Annotated in this window: 18 protein-coding genes; 6 read left to right on the top strand and 12 right to left on the bottom strand. The window is 56.5% G+C overall.

The window, feature by feature from the left end:
* The first annotated feature begins 160 nt into the window (after window positions 1–160).
* Genes pseF through G5182_RS07085 form a run of 6 tightly spaced genes read left to right on the top strand, consistent with a single transcriptional unit; the run spans window position 161 to window position 5446 of the window.
* On the top strand, window positions 161–856 hold the full coding sequence (gene pseF / locus G5182_RS07110; protein WP_227340789.1) for a pseudaminic acid cytidylyltransferase: 696 nt from the start codon (window positions 161–163) through the stop codon (window positions 854–856).
* Window positions 846–2102: a UDP-2,4-diacetamido-2,4,6-trideoxy-beta-L-altropyranose hydrolase gene (gene pseG / locus G5182_RS07105; RefSeq protein WP_227340790.1), complete on the top strand. Its 1257-nt coding sequence runs from the start codon at window positions 846–848 to the stop codon at window positions 2100–2102. The genes pseF and pseG overlap by 11 nt, the downstream gene beginning before the upstream one ends.
* A gap of 6 nt (window positions 2103–2108) precedes the next feature.
* The gene (pseI, locus tag G5182_RS07100; protein ID WP_227340791.1) at window positions 2109–3155 is read left to right on the top strand and encodes a pseudaminic acid synthase; all 1047 of its coding nucleotides are present in this window, start codon (window positions 2109–2111) and stop codon (window positions 3153–3155) included.
* A complete protein-coding gene (locus G5182_RS07095; RefSeq protein WP_421254267.1) occupies window positions 3148–4443 on the top strand; it encodes a motility associated factor glycosyltransferase family protein in 1296 nt (431 codons plus the stop codon). The genes pseI and G5182_RS07095 overlap by 8 nt, the downstream gene beginning before the upstream one ends.
* Entirely contained in the window at window positions 4440–4700 is a 261-nt protein-coding gene (locus G5182_RS07090) for a hypothetical protein (protein WP_010635733.1), read from the top strand. Before G5182_RS07095 ends, G5182_RS07090 begins: the two co-directional genes overlap by 4 nt.
* Entirely contained in the window at window positions 4700–5446 is a 747-nt protein-coding gene (locus tag G5182_RS07085) for a crotonobetainyl-CoA--carnitine CoA-transferase (RefSeq protein WP_005306746.1), read from the top strand. Before G5182_RS07090 ends, G5182_RS07085 begins: the two co-directional genes overlap by 1 nt.
* On the opposite strand, the gene G5182_RS07080 is transcribed toward G5182_RS07085, so the two are convergent.
* From G5182_RS07080 to flaA, 12 genes are all read right to left on the bottom strand, one after another.
* Entirely contained in the window at window positions 5428–6789 is a 1362-nt protein-coding gene (locus G5182_RS07080; protein ID WP_227340793.1) for a DUF4910 domain-containing protein, read from the bottom strand. The genes G5182_RS07085 and G5182_RS07080 overlap by 19 nt on opposite strands.
* A complete protein-coding gene (locus G5182_RS07075; protein WP_005346679.1) occupies window positions 6786–7190 on the bottom strand; it encodes a VOC family protein in 405 nt (134 codons plus the stop codon). The genes G5182_RS07080 and G5182_RS07075 overlap by 4 nt, the downstream gene beginning before the upstream one ends.
* Window positions 7187–7942, bottom strand: coding sequence for an AAC(3) family N-acetyltransferase (locus G5182_RS07070; RefSeq protein WP_408082949.1), 756 nt, complete (start codon window positions 7940–7942; stop codon window positions 7187–7189). The genes G5182_RS07075 and G5182_RS07070 overlap by 4 nt, the downstream gene beginning before the upstream one ends.
* Window positions 7939–8172, bottom strand: coding sequence for an acyl carrier protein (locus G5182_RS07065; protein ID WP_227340795.1), 234 nt, complete (start codon window positions 8170–8172; stop codon window positions 7939–7941). The genes G5182_RS07070 and G5182_RS07065 overlap by 4 nt, the downstream gene beginning before the upstream one ends.
* On the bottom strand, window positions 8165–9784 hold the full coding sequence (locus G5182_RS07060) for an HAD-IIIC family phosphatase (protein ID WP_227340796.1): 1620 nt from the start codon (window positions 9782–9784) through the stop codon (window positions 8165–8167). The genes G5182_RS07065 and G5182_RS07060 overlap by 8 nt, the downstream gene beginning before the upstream one ends.
* Window positions 9785–9869: 85 nt before the next feature.
* A complete protein-coding gene (locus G5182_RS07055; protein ID WP_227340797.1) occupies window positions 9870–11954 on the bottom strand; it encodes a 6-hydroxymethylpterin diphosphokinase MptE-like protein in 2085 nt (694 codons plus the stop codon).
* Window positions 11955–11960: 6 nt separating this feature from the next.
* A complete protein-coding gene (locus tag G5182_RS07050; RefSeq protein WP_129503714.1) occupies window positions 11961–12269 on the bottom strand; it encodes a hypothetical protein in 309 nt (102 codons plus the stop codon).
* Complete coding sequence (gene fliS / locus G5182_RS07045; RefSeq protein ID WP_005346697.1) at window positions 12266–12688, bottom strand: flagellar export chaperone FliS; 423 nt, start codon at window positions 12686–12688, stop codon at window positions 12266–12268. Before fliS ends, G5182_RS07050 begins: the two co-directional genes overlap by 4 nt.
* 25 nt (window positions 12689–12713) lie before the next feature.
* Window positions 12714–14132: a flagellar filament capping protein FliD gene (gene fliD, locus G5182_RS07040; RefSeq protein WP_216954022.1), complete on the bottom strand. Its 1419-nt coding sequence runs from the start codon at window positions 14130–14132 to the stop codon at window positions 12714–12716.
* Between the two features lie 26 nt (window positions 14133–14158).
* Window positions 14159–14599 carry a flagellar protein FlaG gene (locus tag G5182_RS07035; RefSeq protein ID WP_227340798.1) on the bottom strand — a complete coding sequence of 147 codons (441 nt, stop codon included), beginning with the start codon at window positions 14597–14599 and terminating at the stop codon, window positions 14159–14161.
* A 33-nt stretch (window positions 14600–14632) separates the two neighbouring features.
* Window positions 14633–15538 (bottom strand): flagellin B, encoded by a 906-nt coding sequence (gene flaB, locus G5182_RS07030; RefSeq protein ID WP_129503711.1) that lies wholly within the window; start codon window positions 15536–15538, stop codon window positions 14633–14635.
* A 579-nt stretch (window positions 15539–16117) separates the two neighbouring features.
* A complete protein-coding gene (gene flaA / locus G5182_RS07025; RefSeq protein ID WP_129503710.1) occupies window positions 16118–17029 on the bottom strand; it encodes a flagellin A in 912 nt (303 codons plus the stop codon).
* Window positions 17030–17238 lie beyond the last annotated feature (209 nt).

Genomic DNA, 17238 nt, shown 5'->3' with positions numbered 1-17238 from the left:
CTTCCATGACCTGTCTCTCTTATCGACCACACGGCCGCCATTCCGTAGCAAAAATCGATAATACAAGCAGAAAAACCAGTATAATATCAAAAATAATCAAAGAGTTGTCATCGATTATCCTGGCTTTGGCCAGTCATTAATCCAGCAGAGAGAACCCATCATGGCCATCGCCATTATCCCGGCCCGGGGTGGCAGCAAACGCATTCCACGCAAGAATATCCGCCCCTTTTGTGGCCAGCCCATGCTCGCCTATGCCATCCAAGCAGCGCAACAATCAGGCTGTTTCAACAAGGTGGTGGTCTCCACCGATGATGAGGAGATTGCCGAAGTTGCTCGTCAACTGGGCGCGGAAGTACCATTTCTGCGGCCAGCCAACCTCGCCGATGATCACACAGGTACCACCCCTGTGGTGATCGACACCATCCAGCGGCTCGACCAGCTCGGCATCCAAGCAGAGCACTACTGCTGCATCTATGCCACGGTCCCGCTTATTCAAGCCGATGACTTGAAGGCCGCCCATCAGCGACTGATCGCAAGTAATGCTCCCTTTGTCTATACCGTGGCCGAGTTTGGCTTCCCTATTCAGCGCGCCGTGCGCATGGACGAGCAGGGCCGGGTCACCCCCTTCTGGCCGGAGCAGATGGCGAAACGCTCTCAGGATCTGGAGCCTGCCTATCAGGATGCCGGCCAGTTCTACTGGGGCAGCCGTGCGGCCTGGCTGGGAGGGATCAGCCCGGTAGGGGGAGAAGGGATTGGCCATATTCTGCCAAGACACAGGGTGGTCGACATCGACACGCCGGAAGATTGGCACCTGGCCGAACTGCTCTATCAAGTGCTGGCCCAAGATGACGTTTAAGGTTGCCTTCCGGCTCGACGCCGGCACCGAGATTGGGCTGGGTCATCTGATGCGCTGTCTGGCCATCGCCGATCGGCTGAAAACGGCTGGCGCCGAGTGCCACTTCCTCTGCCATCAGCTACCTATGCACCTGTTGCCACTGCTGCACTCCCACCAGCATCACGCTCTCTGTGATCTGGACGATGCAGGCCCCTTGCCCACCTTGCGCCCGGAGTGGCTGGTGTGTGATCACTACCAGATTGATCGGCAAATCGAGCAGACACTGGCAAGTCACTGTGGTCAGTTGCTGGTGATCGACGATCTGGCCGATCGCCCTCATCATGGTCAGTTGCTGCTGGATCAGGGGCCACAGCGCAGCACAGCCGATTACCAGTCACTCGTCCCTGCCGACTGTCGGCTGCTGCTGGGCACCGACTATGCCCTGCTGCGCCCTGCCTATCGCCAGCTAGCACGCCAAAAGGCCAGCCGGTGGCGACATGGCCTCATCTGCTTTGGTGGTGCCGATCCGGCCGGAGCCTGCCTCATCACCCTCAATACGCTGGCTCGACTGCCATGGGCTAAAACCGTCAGCTGGACTCTGGTAGCCGGTGGGGCCAATCCTTTCTGGCCCGAGCTGCAACAAAGGGTTGCCGAACTGCCCGATCTGCCGCTCACCTTGCTGCGTCAGAGCGACCAGATGGCCGACCTGATGAGCCGACACGACTTCGCCATTGGCGCTGCGGGCGGCATGACCTGGGAGCGAGCCTGTCTCGGCATGCCGACCCTGGCGGTGCCCATCGTCGACAATCAGCAGTTCAACGACCAGGTGATCGCCCGCTTCCAGTTGGCCGAGCGGCTGACTCTGAGCGAGCTGGCCGAGCCTGAGCTGCTGCTGCAAGCCCTGCAACGACTTGAATTGCAAGCAGATGACTATCGCTGCCACGGCCAGCAACAGGTGGATGGGCTGGGGCTGGATCGGCTCACCGCCTGGCTGCTACCACAATCCGATTATCAACTGTTGCCAGATGGCCAACAGTGGCAACTACGCCATGATGACCAACTGCTGCTCACCCTGACTCTGGACGGTCAGCATCTGACATGGCAGGCCGCCCGGCCACTTCAACCAGCGGAGTGGCAAGAGCTGGCACATCGCTTGCAAACAATTTTCTCCCAATTTCCCCTCTATCTTGCCGAGCCACCGCAGATAGCGCCCCCTGCCCCCTGGCAGCCGGCGCCGCAAGGCTGGCAACTTGGCACAGGAATCTGAACACAGATGCAGATCGATCATCGCCCCATCAACCAGGAACAGGCCCCCTATGTGATTGCCGAACTGTCGGCCAACCACAATGGCAATCTGGACCGCGCCCTGGCCATCATGACCGCCGCCAAAGCAGCGGGTGCCAGCGCCGTCAAGCTGCAAACCTACCGCCCGGATACCATAACCCTCAAAAGTGATCGACCGGAATTTCAGATCCATGGCGGTTTGTGGGATGGCCACAGCCTCTACGATCTTTATGAGTGGGCACATACCCCGTGGGAGTGGCACCAGGCGCTGTTTGCCAAGGGGCGCGAGCTGGGCCTAACGGTCTTTAGCAGTCCGTTCGACTTCAGTGCGGTGGACTTGCTTGAATCACTTGACTGTCCTGCCTACAAGATCGCCTCCTTCGAGCTGGTGGATCTTCCCCTGATTCGCTACGCCGCCCAGACCGGCAAGCCGCTTATCATGTCCACCGGCATGGCGAACGAGGCCGAGATCTCCGCCGCGGTCGAGATGGCGCTCAAGCATGGCAACGGCCAGCTGGCCCTGCTGCACTGTGTCAGCGGCTATCCGGCGCCGGCAGCCGAGTACAACCTGCGTACCATCCCCATGTTGCGCCAGCGCTTCGGGGTCGAGGTGGGGCTCTCCGATCACACCCTCGGCTCTGCCACCGCCATCGCCGCCACCGCGCTCGGGGCGACCCTCATCGAGAAACACTTCACCCTGGCCCGCGCCGACGGCGGACCGGATTGCGCCTTCTCCATGGAACCGGCCGAGCTCACCGAGCTGGTGGCCTCGGTCAATACCGCCCATGCCGCCCTTGGGGTGGCTGACTACCAGCTCACCGCCAGTGAACAGGGTAACCGTGCATTTCGTCGCTCCCTCTATCTGGTCAAGGAGATGGCCGCCGGCGAGCAGCTCACCGCAGCGCATATCAAGTCGGTGCGCCCCGCCCTCGGCCTGCCCCCGGCCGATTACGATCGGCTCATCGGCAAGCGGGTCAACCGCAGCCTGAGTGCCAATCAACCGCTGAGCTGGGAGTGGATAGACAACGATGAGTGATGATCTCTTCAACCAGCACGGTAGGCTCATCAGCCAGCGCTGGCCCGCCCTCTGGCCCCGCTTGCTGGCACAGGACGTTGAAAGCCTGCCGGCCGAGCTGACCGAAGGTCTCGGCTCCACCCTAAGCCTCCACGGCATACAGCTCACCAGCCGGCACGACCGGGTGAAGGAAGCCGAGCTGCAGGCCGCCAGCCTGCCCGAGCAGCCGGTGCTGCACCTCTACGGCACCGGGCTCGGCGATCTGCCGCGCACCCTGCTGGGGCGCAGTAGCCTCAAGCGGCTGGAAGTGAAGATCATGAATGGCGCCCTGTTTGCCCTTGTACTGCGGCTGCTAGACCAGCAGGACTGGCTGACGGACCCCAGGGTCGAGCTGATGATGGCCGGCGACGAAGGGGAGGTGCGGCTGCCCTTCTTCGCCCTGCCGCCCGAGCTGCTGCTGGTGGAAGATGCTGCCGCCCGCATCCGCGACCGGCTGGTGAGTGAAATCGATTTGCCGTTCGCCCGGGCCAGGTTCGACGCCGAGCACCCCGACATCACCCGGCGGCTGGCGGAAAACCGCGATCTGCTGGCCGGCGACGGCGATGTGGCCTCCCTGTTCGGTCTGGCTCAGGGCAAGCAGGCGCTGATCGTGGCGAGTGGCCCAACCCTGCAGCACAACCTGGCCACCCTGCAGGCCCAGTTGCAGCGCCGTCGGCAGGACTATCTTCTGATTAGCGTCGATACCGCGCTGGCGTTTTTGCTCAGCCACGGTATCCGGCCCGACATCGTCGTCACCATCGATGACGCCATCCACGGCAACCGGCTGCCCGCCGCCCAGTCGGCCCAGACCACCCTGGTCTATTACCCCACGGTTCCCACGGCAGCCCTGCTGGCCTGGCAGGGGCCACGCATGACCGCCTACTCCCGCAGCCCCATGTATCAGCAGCTGCGACAGACGATCCCCAAGGGCGTGCTGCACTCGGGCGGCAGCGTCATTCATCCCGCCGTGGATCTCGCCGTGCAGATGGGTTGCCGCCAGGTCATCCTGCTGGGCACTGACTTCGCCTTTCCCGGCGAGCTCACCCACTCGGGCTGGGCCGACGGTGCGCTCGGCCCCAGCGCCGCGCTGGCCCTCAGCTGGGCCCTCGACGGCCATAGCCGGCGGGTCAAGACCAATCCAAACTTTTCCGCCTACCGCACCGAGCTCGAGCGCTACATAGCGCGCCACACCGATGTGCAGTTCTGGAACTGCAGCCGGGAAGGGGCGGAAATCGCCGGCTGCCGCTATCACCCGGAGTACGTGCAATGAAAAACGGCCAGATCACCCGCCTCACCGCCCTGGCGCACCAGTTTCGGCTGGGGCAGTCGGTTGCAGCGAGTCAGGCATTGCCGGAACTGCTGCAAGAGGTGCTCACCGAGCAGGGCAACCTGCCACCCGGACTGGTAGCCGCACTGCTGCAGTGCCAGGAGCGCCAGGACTGGCTGGGGCTGGCCGATTACCTCGAATATGAAGTGGTGCACTGCCTGTCGACCCCGGCCGGCGACACCACCACAGGAGACCACTGATGATCAAGGCCATTTCCAACGCCTCCGAGCAGGAGCTGTCACGCCGCCAGACCTTCAGCGAGTTGCTGCACGCCAGCCCGCTGCCCGCGGCCGAGCTGCAGAACAACCTGGGCCTCTACCTCAAGCGCCAGTCGCTCTCCCGCATCCTGTTCATGCACGAGCTGTATCAGAAGATCGTGCCGGTCCACGGCGTCATCATGGATTTCGGTACCCGCTGGGGTCAGAACCTGGCGCTTTTCTCCTCGTTTCGCGGCATGTATGAGCCCTACAACTACAACCGCAAGTTGGTGGGATTCGATACCTTCAGCGGCTTCCCTTCCCACGCTCCGCAAGATGGCAGTGATGCCGCAATCCAGCCCGGTGCCTACGGGGTGACGCCGGGCTATGAGCAGCATCTGGCCCAACTGCTCGCCGCCCATGAGGCGGAAAGCCCGCTGGACCATATCGTCAAGCATGAGCTGGTGAAGGGGGATGTGACCGAGACGCTGCCGGCCTATCTGGCTCGTCAGCCGGAAACAATGATAGCGCTGGCCTATTTTGACTTTGATCTCTACGAGCCGACCCGCCGCTGCCTCGAGCTCATCAAGCCGCACCTGACCAAGGGGTCGGTGCTGGCATTCGATGAGCTCAACTGGCCCGCCTTTCCGGGGGAGACTCTGGCCCTCAAGGAGGTGCTGGGGCTGGATCGCTACGCCATCCGTCGCACCCCGCACAACCCGGGACCAGCCTATCTGGTGATCGAGTAGTCCGGTTGCGGGCTGAGACGACGCAGCAGCCCGGCCTCCAGCAGCATCCGCGCCAGCGGCTCCACCCGCCAGAACGGCGCCCCTATGGTCTCGGCGATCTCGAACAGGGTCAGCTTGCCGTCGCTGTAGGCCAGCAGATTCATCATCTCCCTCACTTGCCAGCCCGAATAGCGGGTCGACAAATCCGGGTAGAGCCCCCGCTTGCCGAGCTGGGGTTCGCCCAGCACAGTGACCTCGCAGCGCTCGTCCAGCTCCAGACACTCGATGGCACGGCGCAGCGCCATGAAGCCGCCGGCCAGACCGGCCGACGTCACCAGCGAGAGGTCATCGAGCGAGGTGTGGTACTCGGCATAACAGCCGTATCGACTGCGCATCACAGAAGTGACCGGCAGATCGATGCCGGGCGCGCACAGCTGCCGCTCGTTGGATCCCCGCTCCAGGAAGCTGTAAGCCTTGTAGCCCGGCGCCAGATGACCCAGCACATGGCGACCGATGCGATCCGCCAACGTGTTGCCCTGGCGTGAGGGCAGGAAGGAGTAGCTGCGGTCATCGCCAAGACAGGTCAGGTTGAAGCCGGCCAAGGTGCGCTGCTTGAGCTGGTCCAGATGACGGGAGAGATAGACGATGGCCCCCAGGGTTTCAGGCACCAGCATCAGCCGGTAGCTGTAGCGACGTGTGGGCAGTGACGCAAGCCAGGCCATCAGGAATACACCGACACAGGGGCCGGAGAGCTCGTTGTTGGCCATGGAGGGGTGGCAGGTGTAGCTCGACAGCAGGATCTCCTGCTCGCTCTCCCCCGGCAGCACCCAGTCACCATAGGTGAGCGAGCCCGGGGCCAGGGTGGCATCGATCACCACCTGATATTCTCCCTCCGGCAGCGCTTCACGCAGCCGATGGGGCAGACAGAAGCCCCAGCGGCGCTTGTAGTAGGAGGTCACATAGGGAATGGCATCCGGCTGCTCGGGCAGAGAGTGGAGATGGGGCTGCAGCTCGGCAAGCGAGAGGGTGCAGCGCACCGGCTCCGAGTAACCGACCAGATGCAGGTTGTGATCCTGGAAGTCCACCACTCTGCGTCCATCCGGCCCCACTATGTAGGCTTCCCGCACGTTCCACTCGTCAGGCACTGTCCAGTCGAAGCACTCGGTGCCGCTGGCCACTTCATGGATCCGCAGCTCGGGCAGGCAGTGCTCGCGCCACAGGGCCAGCGACTGCCGAACCCCGTCCCCGGTCAGGCTGCGATTGAGCGGAAACAGCAGGGTGAGCAGCCGATGCAGCTGTTCACCGACTTGTGCCTGGTCGTCCCAGTCGGTGGGCAGATAGCCGCTCTTGGGTGAAAAACTCATGGGGTGGGTGCCTCGATCAATTCGACAATGTGGCCAAGGGGGCTCAGGAAAAACTGGACGTGGGCGCCGCCAAACGCGATGGCTGGCTGGCTGGGCCCGAGGGGAAGATGACGCTGGGCCCGCAGTTTTTCGGCAGCCATTGCCAGGTCTGCCACCTCATAGGCCAGATGATTGAGCAGGTTATGACGGGTTCGTAGCGCCTGACTGACGGGGCTATCATCACTGGCAGGTGCAATCAGTTCATAGCAAATCCCCGCATCATCATAGGCAAAACAGATATGCACCCGCTGCAACGGATCGAGCACCGGCTCGCTAAAGCGGGAAAGCCCGAGGGTCTCGCAACAATAACGTACGCCAAGATCCAGTTCGGCCACCACCAGTCCAATATGGTGCAGTTTCATCTCCCCTCCCTGATAAGCGCATGGGGATGGACAGCGATCAGCTCTTTTGCCACCGCGGCAAAGTCGGCGCAGCGAACGGCCCAGACTGGTAAACGGCCAAATAACCCCTGGTGCCATTTGTCCTGATTTTTAAGGGCTTCAACCAGACGGGAAAGATCTATCTCGCTGGCCAGATCGAGTCTTCGCACAAAGTAGTCACAATGCCAGGGGCGCACCATTCCCTGCTCGCGGACATCACCCTCAAAGCGTTTCATAAAGCGATAATCGACACCTAGTTGCTGCTCGACATAGTGGGTGAAGGTAATGCGATCGGGATGACAGGCAAAACCGGCAATCCAGCCATCGTGAGCCGCCAACCAGGCGAAGGGGCTCTCTTCACCAAAGCAGTCATGACCCCCTGCTGCAACCACCTGGTCACGCCCCGCGCCCCATACCGCAACGCTGAAGATGGGATCGCGGGTCCGCGCAACCCCTGGCAGAGTGCGAAACTGCTCCGTCATCAACCCGACTTCACTGGGGGATGTCGCCCTGTCGAAACAGCTCTGGCGAGTCAGGCTATACGTGAATGTTGGCACCAGCAGAGTGCCCTCGTTTCCAAGCCACTCCTGCATCCCCAACCAAAAAGCATGCATGCCGGCTTCATTGCCCCGTCCAGGAAACTGGGCCACAGCCATGGCGTCAGTGTGAACCATGATAGCGCTCCCTCGTGCGATCCCAAGGGAGCCAAGAACATGAGAGAGAGCTTCAATCACAGCACAAGACCACGCCGCAACAGCGCATCACGAATGTCCTGAAGTTGCTTCATCTTCGCCAGCTCTTCAGGCTCGAAGCGTACCGAGAACGTCTGCTCAACCAGCAGCAGAAAATTGAAATGACCAAGCGAATCCCATTCCGGAAAGGCCCCAAGTCCCAACTGATAGTCGCCTCGCGTGACGGTTGCAGAAGGAAACTGCTGTTCCAACAAAGTGAAGAGATCAGTCATGGTGATAAAACTCCAAAAAAGGCAAATTCAGCTGTTCGAGCGCCAGACTATGGTAATGCTCATGGGAAAAACGGGCGGGATCCGGATTATCACAGGGGGTCAACGGCAGGGATGCCAACCATGTCAGCGCAGGTTCATTACGTGCACAACGATTCGAGCCAATAACCAGACGCTCGATCCCCGCCTCGCGCAATGCAGCCGAGACGCTATCCAGTAACCAATATTCGAGTCCTCTGGACAACACTCTGCAACTCAGAGCCAGCGTATCGAGCAATGCCAGTTTGGGCGTGATGTTTATGATCAGCACCAAGCCAACCAAGCCATGATCGGCAAAGCGATCCTGCAACGACACTAGCCAGCACCAGCCAGACTGCGCCAGCCGTTTGAGCTCGCTCGCCTCATATCGCAGACAGGAGAGATTAAACTGGTTGGTTTTATGGATGATCTGCTCGGCACGAGCAAGGTTATCCACCGCCAACGGCTGTATCGCCGCACGCAACGACAAGGAGGCGAGAAAATGTTGTTCACTGCCAACCTCGCTACGTAACCGGGCGGCGTCTGCCAATGCCAGATAGGAGGCTTGACGAAGAGCATCATCACCACTGAATATGCGCGAGAACCCCCCATAAGTGAGCAAGGTTGTAGGCCATGCCCAAATATCTACTGGTGGTTCAATGACATCGACTTGTGGCAGGGCATGGCGAACTTCAGCCCTTTCCAGGGGGGAATCATCCCAGAAGACCAAGGCCTCAAGCCCCAGATTGAGGCTGGCAGCAATATGTCGCAAACCTTGAGATTTAGAGCCCCAACCAATGGCAGATGCTGCAATATTTCGCCTTTTGAGTCTCATGGCGCCATGCTGCTCAAACACCAGCCAAACATCTGCAGGCTCGTTTTTAGAGCACAATGCCAACAACACGCCGCGCTGATACCAGTAGAGCGCCGCATCCTGAAACGACTGATAGAGTTTGCCGAGACCGTCCTGACCAAGGTAAAGGCCAGTCAACCCCTCTTCACCCACTACCCCCCCCCACAGGGTATTGTCACAATCGAGCACCAGCACCTTGCGTATTGGCGCCTGATCAAGCATCCAACGCGCGGCAATCCAGTCGGCAAGGCTGGTCAAGCCGTGCATCGAGAGAGGACAAGAAAGAAGGTAACGATTACGCTCGTCCACACAATGGGCTCGCCCCTGCTCAGAGAGCCAGCGACCCAGCCCCAAATCCCTAATGTGGTGACGTGCAAGCGCTCGGGTAAAGCAGACATCCAGCTGCATCATCCAGGGATGAAGAGCGCTACTCACACCACCGCCTTGCAGTGAACAGGCACCAAGATAAAGATGAGGGAGCCCCCGCAGTGGCGAGAGCAATGCTTCCAACCAGGTGTCGATGGTCTCGGACAATGCGGGTTCAGCCAAGGTGTACCAATGCTGGCATTCGCTGTCGGTCAGCAGTTGCTCCCAAAACCAGAGCACCAGATGTCCGTCACAAGCGGCCATCGGCTGCCATTGACCTTGAGGGCAAAATTGCAACTGTGCATGTCGGGCCAAAGGAGCCCATGCCACATTACCGGGCATGAGAAATGCGGTGGATGCCAGGGAAAGGGTGGCCATATATGCACCTGAAAGGATTAAATACTTCTATATCATACTGTTAGGGAATGGAGATGAACAGAGTCATCCCCATCCGATTCAAGGACTAGCGCTTGAACACATCCAGGCCGGTAAAATAGGTGGTATCATGGCCATCGAACGCATCGGCATACATCACTTTGCTATCCTCGAAGAATAACTCCAGAATTGCCTGCGCCTCTTTTATCTTGCCCGCCAGCACCTCGGGTTCTGCTGTCACCTGCGCCATCATTAGGCTGATGATATTGGCGTAGAAATAGTTAATTGAACCAATCAACACACGATAGAGATGTGATTCGCGGCTCATCAGCAGATAGAGCAGATAGTCGTGATGGCGTTGCATCATGGCCAATACCGCATTGTGTTCACAGGCTACCTGGCGCCAGTCATCGCGCAACTTGTCTACCAGCTCAACGAACAGCGGCACCTGCAATGCAGCAGCGAAATCAACGCTGCTCATGTCAAAGGACTGGAAACAAGTGGCCATCACTTCATCCATGAGCGGGATTTTGTCGAGTACCGGCCATTCAGGTTGCAACGATTCAACACGACGAGGGATTGCCCCTTCTATATAAGCGCCGTCACTACTGTTGACGCACTGCATCTCGGGATAATCACGCAATACACTGGCCATATTGTGAATGGCTAGCCCAAACAGATGATTGATACGCACTTCGTCGCCAAAGTTACCCGGTGCCGGGAAAGTATCCTTTAAATTTTCCTCGTATTTCGCCTCTTGCTTGTCGTTGTAATAGAGACTCAGGCTGGAGTGATGCTGTCCGGCTGTTTTATAGCCATTGTCGATACCAAACAAATACACCTGCTTGAAACCAAGCAAGGCCGCATAATTGAGGCCGGTATTGCCGACGAACGGGTTGGAAAATTCAATGGTATCGTACTCAAATGCCTGACCAAACGCGCTAATCAGCATGGAGAACATCGGCTCGTTGGGCTTGAACGCCAACCCTGTTTTACGAAAGAAGCGCTTGCATTCAGGGTGAATGACATCAACGCTCAGAAACACGGTGTCCTTGATAAAGTCATCGGCATTGAGAATGCTCAGAAAATCGGCTGAGCTCTTGGTGCGCTCTACTGCAACGTAGATATCCGGTTTTACGCCAGCTTTGTAGAGTGCACTGACCGCAGTACCGCAGGCGATAATGATTGCCTGCTGCTGATGCTGCCGGATGAACTCGATGCTCTGATCCAGCGAGGGGCCATTGCCAACCACAAAGACAGGGATCTGCTCGAAGGCACGGCTATCGCGCCACCGTTTCAGAAAGGGGGTGCCGTCTTGCAGATGGGTGTGGCTATGGGCAAGTGCATAGATGTTGTCATCAAAGAACCCCCACCCCGTTTTGAGCAGATAGAACTCCCTTTCCACCTGTGTTATCAAGGCGTGCAGCTTGGGGGAATGGTAATGACAGAACGAGAAATAGCTTGCCGACCAGAATGCCCCCTTGCGATGCAGCGCCTCCATCATGTCAGCGACCAGCAATCGCTCGTCAACACCGATAAAGAGGTGCAGACTGATCGACTCCTCCTCCATGTAGGCGAGCAGCTGATGCCAATCAAAACAGAAGAGCGAGGCGTAAAACATGTCAAGATCAGGCTCGAAAGCAAACAGATTCTTGATCTTGCACTGTTCATACAAGCAACCGAGCTGGTAGCCCAAACCAATGCCATACATCAGTGCCAGAGGAATATCGGTATGTAATGCTGCCTTTAGACGCAACCCTTCCAGAGCTGACTTCTCTTTTAATTTGGAGATTTCATTGTTGTATTTGATATGGATTTGGCCATCGATATACCACTGGGGCACAAAATCGATGCACTGCAAGACACTGTGTTCAATGACCTCGGAAATCTGCGACTGAACCTCGCTAAATGGATCATCCCCATAAAGCGAGATACCCTCGTCGAGCCACAGAATATTGGGAACGCCGTTTTCATTACAGAAGAAACGAAAAGGCCTGGCAGGCTGGTACTCCTTGAAAAAGTCATGAATGGCGGGCATGTATTTGGCAAACGCAGCCATATTGAGTTCATAACGAACGGGGAGTACTTCCAGCATGGCGGCCTCCTGCTGCTTTTGCAGAGCCAGGCGTGCCAGTTCACTTTCTACATCATGAATCTTGTGATGGATATCCATGTCAGACTAACCTGCATTCAGCTTGTAAAGACCGGATGCACGTCCGGCCTGGGAGAATTGTCGTAATTGTGCTTCAGCCTGCTGCTTTTCCTGACCCACCCAATCATAAATAAGCTGGAACTGCATCAGTGCCTGCCGCTGTTCCACATTGAGAGTCTCTCCCCAAGGCAGTGACCCGAATACCTCTTCCAGAGCATGCAGATAAAGTTCAGCCAGCTGTTCTGCTGCAACCAGCTCACCTTGCACCAGTAGAGACTGCAACTGCTCGCCCTGTCTCATCAAGGCAGACACAGAAGTACTATTGACCTCATTCATGCCGGTCTGCCTACCTTTTGCTGTGCCAGCGCCTTGTCTCGCTCATCGACAGGGATGGCATCCCAACCGCTCTTGACCGTCAGCATCAGGTTCATCACTTCATCAATGGCGCCTACATCCATGTCACGGCTGGCATCCATCATGCGCACTTTCATATAGTCATAAAGTGCGAACAGGTCTTCGGGGACCTTGCCATAAGAGAGATCAAGTGAATCTTGCAGACCATTGATAATGGCCAGCGTCTTGGAGATAGATTGGGACTTACCCTCGAAATCGCGACGCTCGACTGCACCGCGAGCCTGAGCGAGACGTTCGAGACACCCTTGCATCAATAACTGGATCACGCGATAGGGATCCGCCACTGCCAGCTCAGACTGCAAACTCTGGGTTGTATAGGCCTTGATCGTTTTTCGATACATACGAGACTCAGCTCCTGACTACAAATTAACTGGTTTTGTTGTTGGTATTGAGCAGGTTGAGATAGGAGGCAGATTTGTTCATCTTGGCCAGCAAGGTATCCAGACTGCCGTAGCGTGCCCTCAACGTCTCTTCATACTTGGTGAGCTGCGCCGCGACATCTGCTTGTTTGCGGTTGACATCACGCAGATCAGAATTGAGTGTCTCTTCCCGCTTGGCAAGCAGTCCCCCTGTCTTGGAGTAGGTCTCAAGCTGGCTGGCCAACTTGCCAGCAACACCGTCCTTGCCACCAAATACAGCCACTACCTGGTCGAAGTTCTTCTCGACCGCTTCATCGAATTTCGTCGAATCAAGTGAGAGCACTCCCTTGTTGTCCATCTTGACCCCCAACTGAAAGATGGTAGAGAAGGTCGAAGAGTTGTTAGAAGGCTCGGTGACGGTGCCACTCATCAGGTTGGTCACAGCCTTGGTCGTCGCATCCCCCGCCAGGGCTCCACCATCATTCTGGCTGACACCGGCCACGATAGAGCTGCGTTTGCCCAGATCGGTGCTCTTCTTCACCAGAGCGTTATAGCCATCGATGAAGCTCTGCACCATGGTCTTGATGCCAGCCTTGTCTGTCGTCACATCCACTCTGTTTGGCTTGTAAGTGGTCGTCACGGTACCATCACTCGGGTTCGTGGTAGTGGTGCTCTCCGACTCTTTCAACACCGTAATCTTGAGACCCACAATGGTGCCATCAAAGGTGTTGGTCGCACTGGTCAATTTATTGCCATCCACGCTTATCTCGGCATCACGGGCTTGTTGCTTCTGGGTCAGCTTGGAGATGAAATTGTCAGTCAGTTCAGGTGTACTGCCGGTTATCTGCAGATCTTTACCTGTTCCACTGACACCGGAGTCAATCACAAGGGCCGCCTTGCCATCGGAGGTATTCATGATATTGACGCTAAGACCAAAGTTGTCACTATCATTGTTGATCCGCTTGCGAATGGACTGGAGTGAATCCCCTGCTTTAACATCCACATCAAAGGTCTTGTCACCTGCCTTGAATGTCAGGGTGCCATCTTGAGTGATCATGGGCGTGGTCGAAGAGGCGAAACTACCTTCAAATTTGCTGGTCTTCGCCAATTTTTCGACACTGATGTCATATTGCCCGTTGGAAGCGCCACTCTTGCTCTCCACCTTGAGAACCGGATTATCTTTATCCTGGGTGATGTTTATCGCACGTTTGTTAAACGCATCATCCTTTGACATAGCCTGCAGAGTGGTGACAAAAGTCGCGATCGCTGACTTCAGCTGGCCTACCCCTGAGAGAGTGATCTGGGCGTTGGTCTTTTTGGTGGTAATTGGCTGCAACAGCTGCGCCTTCTTGGCATCAACACTTGCAGCAATGACAGACTCCAAGTCCAGTCCAGAGCCCGCACCAGCAGACGTAATTGTGGCCATACTCACTCTCCTCGCAAACGTAACTATTAAATCTCTTTATCAAGCAATAACCCGACTCGAGAGCCACCGCCAATCACATCACCTTCGCGCAGAGCCTGGATTCGTTTGCTGATAGCCAGCAACTCTTCGCTTGGTATCTGACGGATCATTGATTTGGTATCGGCATCCATTACCTTGATAACAACCTGCTCTAGTTCCTTTTCAACACTGAAATTGACGGTCCATCCTTGCAACTGACTGAACTCTTGCAAGTTTTGTACCCCTTTCTCAATTTCCTTGTCTGAAATCTTCGGCTTGCCAGCCCTCTCCTGCTCAGGCAGCACCTGTTGCTTTTCCATGTCCTTTGCCGTCCCCCGCTGCTCTTCTGCTGTGCCAGATAGCACTTGAGCGGCCGACTGGCCGCTCTTGCTACTTGACTGAAGAGAAGAAGGAGTGACCGATGACGGAATTCCAATTTCATTGGCCATATCGTCGCTCCTTTTTTATCTCATCACAGCCTGTTAACCCAGCAGGGACAGGGCTGATTGCGGTCTTTGGTTGGCTTGAGCCAGGATGCTGGAAGCAGCCTGTTGCAGAATGTTCTGCTTGGTCAGGTTGGCTGTCTCGGTCGCAAAGTCTGCGTCACGGATACGGGAACGTGCTGCGCTCAGGTTTTCAGAGACGTTGGACTGGTTGCGAATGGTGGAGTCAAACCGGTTCTGCACCGCACCCAGCTCTGCCCGTTTGCTGTCCACAGCCTTGATCATGAAATCAAGGTTGGCCATGGCCAGCTGGGCAGCACTGGCAGAGCTGATGCTGCTGACGCTGGTAGAGGTTACTGCAGATGTTCCCTTGGTCACGGTATAGGGCTCGCCAGAGGCACTGGTAGCAACGGTCGCGCTTCCCTTGGTTGATGCCGCAATCCCACTGATGGTAAAGGCGGAAGTCATCTTGAAGGTGATAGTCTGACCAGCATCCGCCCCCACCTGGAACGACCCCTTGTAGTTGCCATCCAGCAGCTTCTGGCCACCGAAAGTGGTGTCGTTGGAGATACGGTTGATCTCTGTAGTCAGTTGGTCAAACTCTTGCTGCAATGCAGTACGGTCATCGGTGTTGTTGGAACCGTTAGCAGATTGCTGTGCCAGCGTGCGCATACGCTGCAGCATACTGGTCACTTCATCCATGGCCCCTTCAGCCGTTTGAGCAACCGAGATACCATCGTTGGCGTTGCGGTTACCTTGATCCAAACCGTTGATCTGGGAAGTCAAACGGTTGGAGATCTGCAAACCGGCAGCATCATCTTTGGCAGTGTTGATACGAAGTCCCGATGCCAGTCTGGTGTAAGAGGTATCCAGAGACTTGTTGGTATTCATCAGGTTACGCTGGGCGTTCAGTGATGAAGTATTCGTGTTGATATACATGGCCATAAAATATTCTCCCGAAGAACATGCGACTGCGGGTTGCGCCGTCAAAGCGGCGTCCCACCGTTAGAAGAACAGGTTGAACGAGCCTGAGTCTTCTGGCGGGTGTCTGTTTGAACGGACAGGTCACCCGCAGTAGTGCAAACGTTGGATTCCGAACACCCCTCGATTGCTTCACCTTGTTTAACGGCAGTGCAGAGGCAAGCTTTAGGAAAATTGTTGCCTAACGCGGCAATTTTTCTCCGGTACATGGCAAGGAAAGCGAGATGGCAAACATAGTGCAAGACGTAATAGAGGGGTTGCAGGATGGTGTGACAGGATTATTTTTGTGGCACGATTTGTGCTTAAGTTGGGTAGAGTGACGTCGATTTGACGACACAATAAAAAGAGGCCGGTAAACCGGCCTAAAGATGAGCATATGCTCAGGAGAATATGACCAAGCGTGACAGAACTGAACAGCTGGACAACACTTGGCATTACTAGTAGAGAATTATATCTCTCCCGATAGAACAGAGTGCGAACCGAACACCCCTTTGTTCCATCTCTTGACCAGGGCGGCCTGAACAACCGCCCTGTTTTCTTTTGTTAGCCTTGCAGCAGCGAAAGAGCTGACTGGGGGCGCTGGTTCGCCTGGGCCAGTATGGTTGATGCGGCCTGTTGCAAGATATTCTGCTTGGTCAGGTTTGCAGTCTCGGTGGCGAAGTCTGCATCACGGATACGTGAGCGTGCAGCACTAACGTTTTCGGAGACGTTCGCCTGGTTGCGAATGGTCGAGTCAAACCGGTTTTGTACCGCCCCCAGTTCAGCACGCTTGCTGTCCACCACCTTTATCATGTAATCCAGGTTGGCCATAGCCGACTGGGCCGAGCTTGCAGCTGTAATGGTCGACATACTGGTAGATGTGACCGGCGTTCCTGCTGTCTTCGTGATGTTATACGGCTCGCCCGAGGTCGTGGTTGCCACTGTCGCACTACCACTGGTGGCAGAGGCCATGCCCGAGATAGTAAAGGCGGTCGTCATCCGGAAGGTGATGGTCTGCCCTGCGTCTGCCCCCACCTGGAAGGTGCCCACATAGCCGCCATTAAGCAGGTTCTGACCACCAAACGTGGTATCTTTGGCTACCCGGTCAATTTCAGTCATCAACTGGGTATACTCTTGCTGCAGCGCAGTACGGTCATCAGTGTTATTGGAACCGTTGGCTGACTGTTGAGCCAGCGTACGCATCCGTTGCAGCATGGAGGTAATTTCATCCATTGCCCCTTCGGCAGTTTGGGCAACAGAGATACCGTCATTGGCATTACGGTTACCTTGATCCAGACCGTTGATCTGGGAGGTCAAACGGTTGGCAATTTGCAGGCCGGCGGCATCGTCTTTGGCGCTGTTGATACGCAGACCGGATGCCAGTCGAGTGTAGGATGTATCCAGTGATTTGGTCGTGTTCATCAGGTTACGCTGAGCGTTGAGTGATGAAACGTTAGTGTTGATATAAAGGCCCATGACTATTCTCCTAAGCTATTAAATTTACTCTTCTATTTGCTCTGGCTTTATTATTTTCTGTGCCCGATGCGTCTTATTTAACGGCCCGTTTTTCGATGTCTTTAGCATTTTTTTCAACGCTTCATCACGTTAACGCCGCTTACCCTATATATCGACAGGTCGGGGATAAACTTAAGGAAAAAAACGCCCACTAAAACGTGGCAGAAACT

Origin of the sequence: Aeromonas sp. 600948 (genome assembly GCF_049174875.1) — a bacterium.
Lineage (GTDB): Bacteria > Pseudomonadota > Gammaproteobacteria > Enterobacterales > Aeromonadaceae > Aeromonas > Aeromonas veronii_A.
Note: the sequence above shows the minus strand (reverse complement) of the source record. Positions and strands in the feature narration are given on the sequence as shown.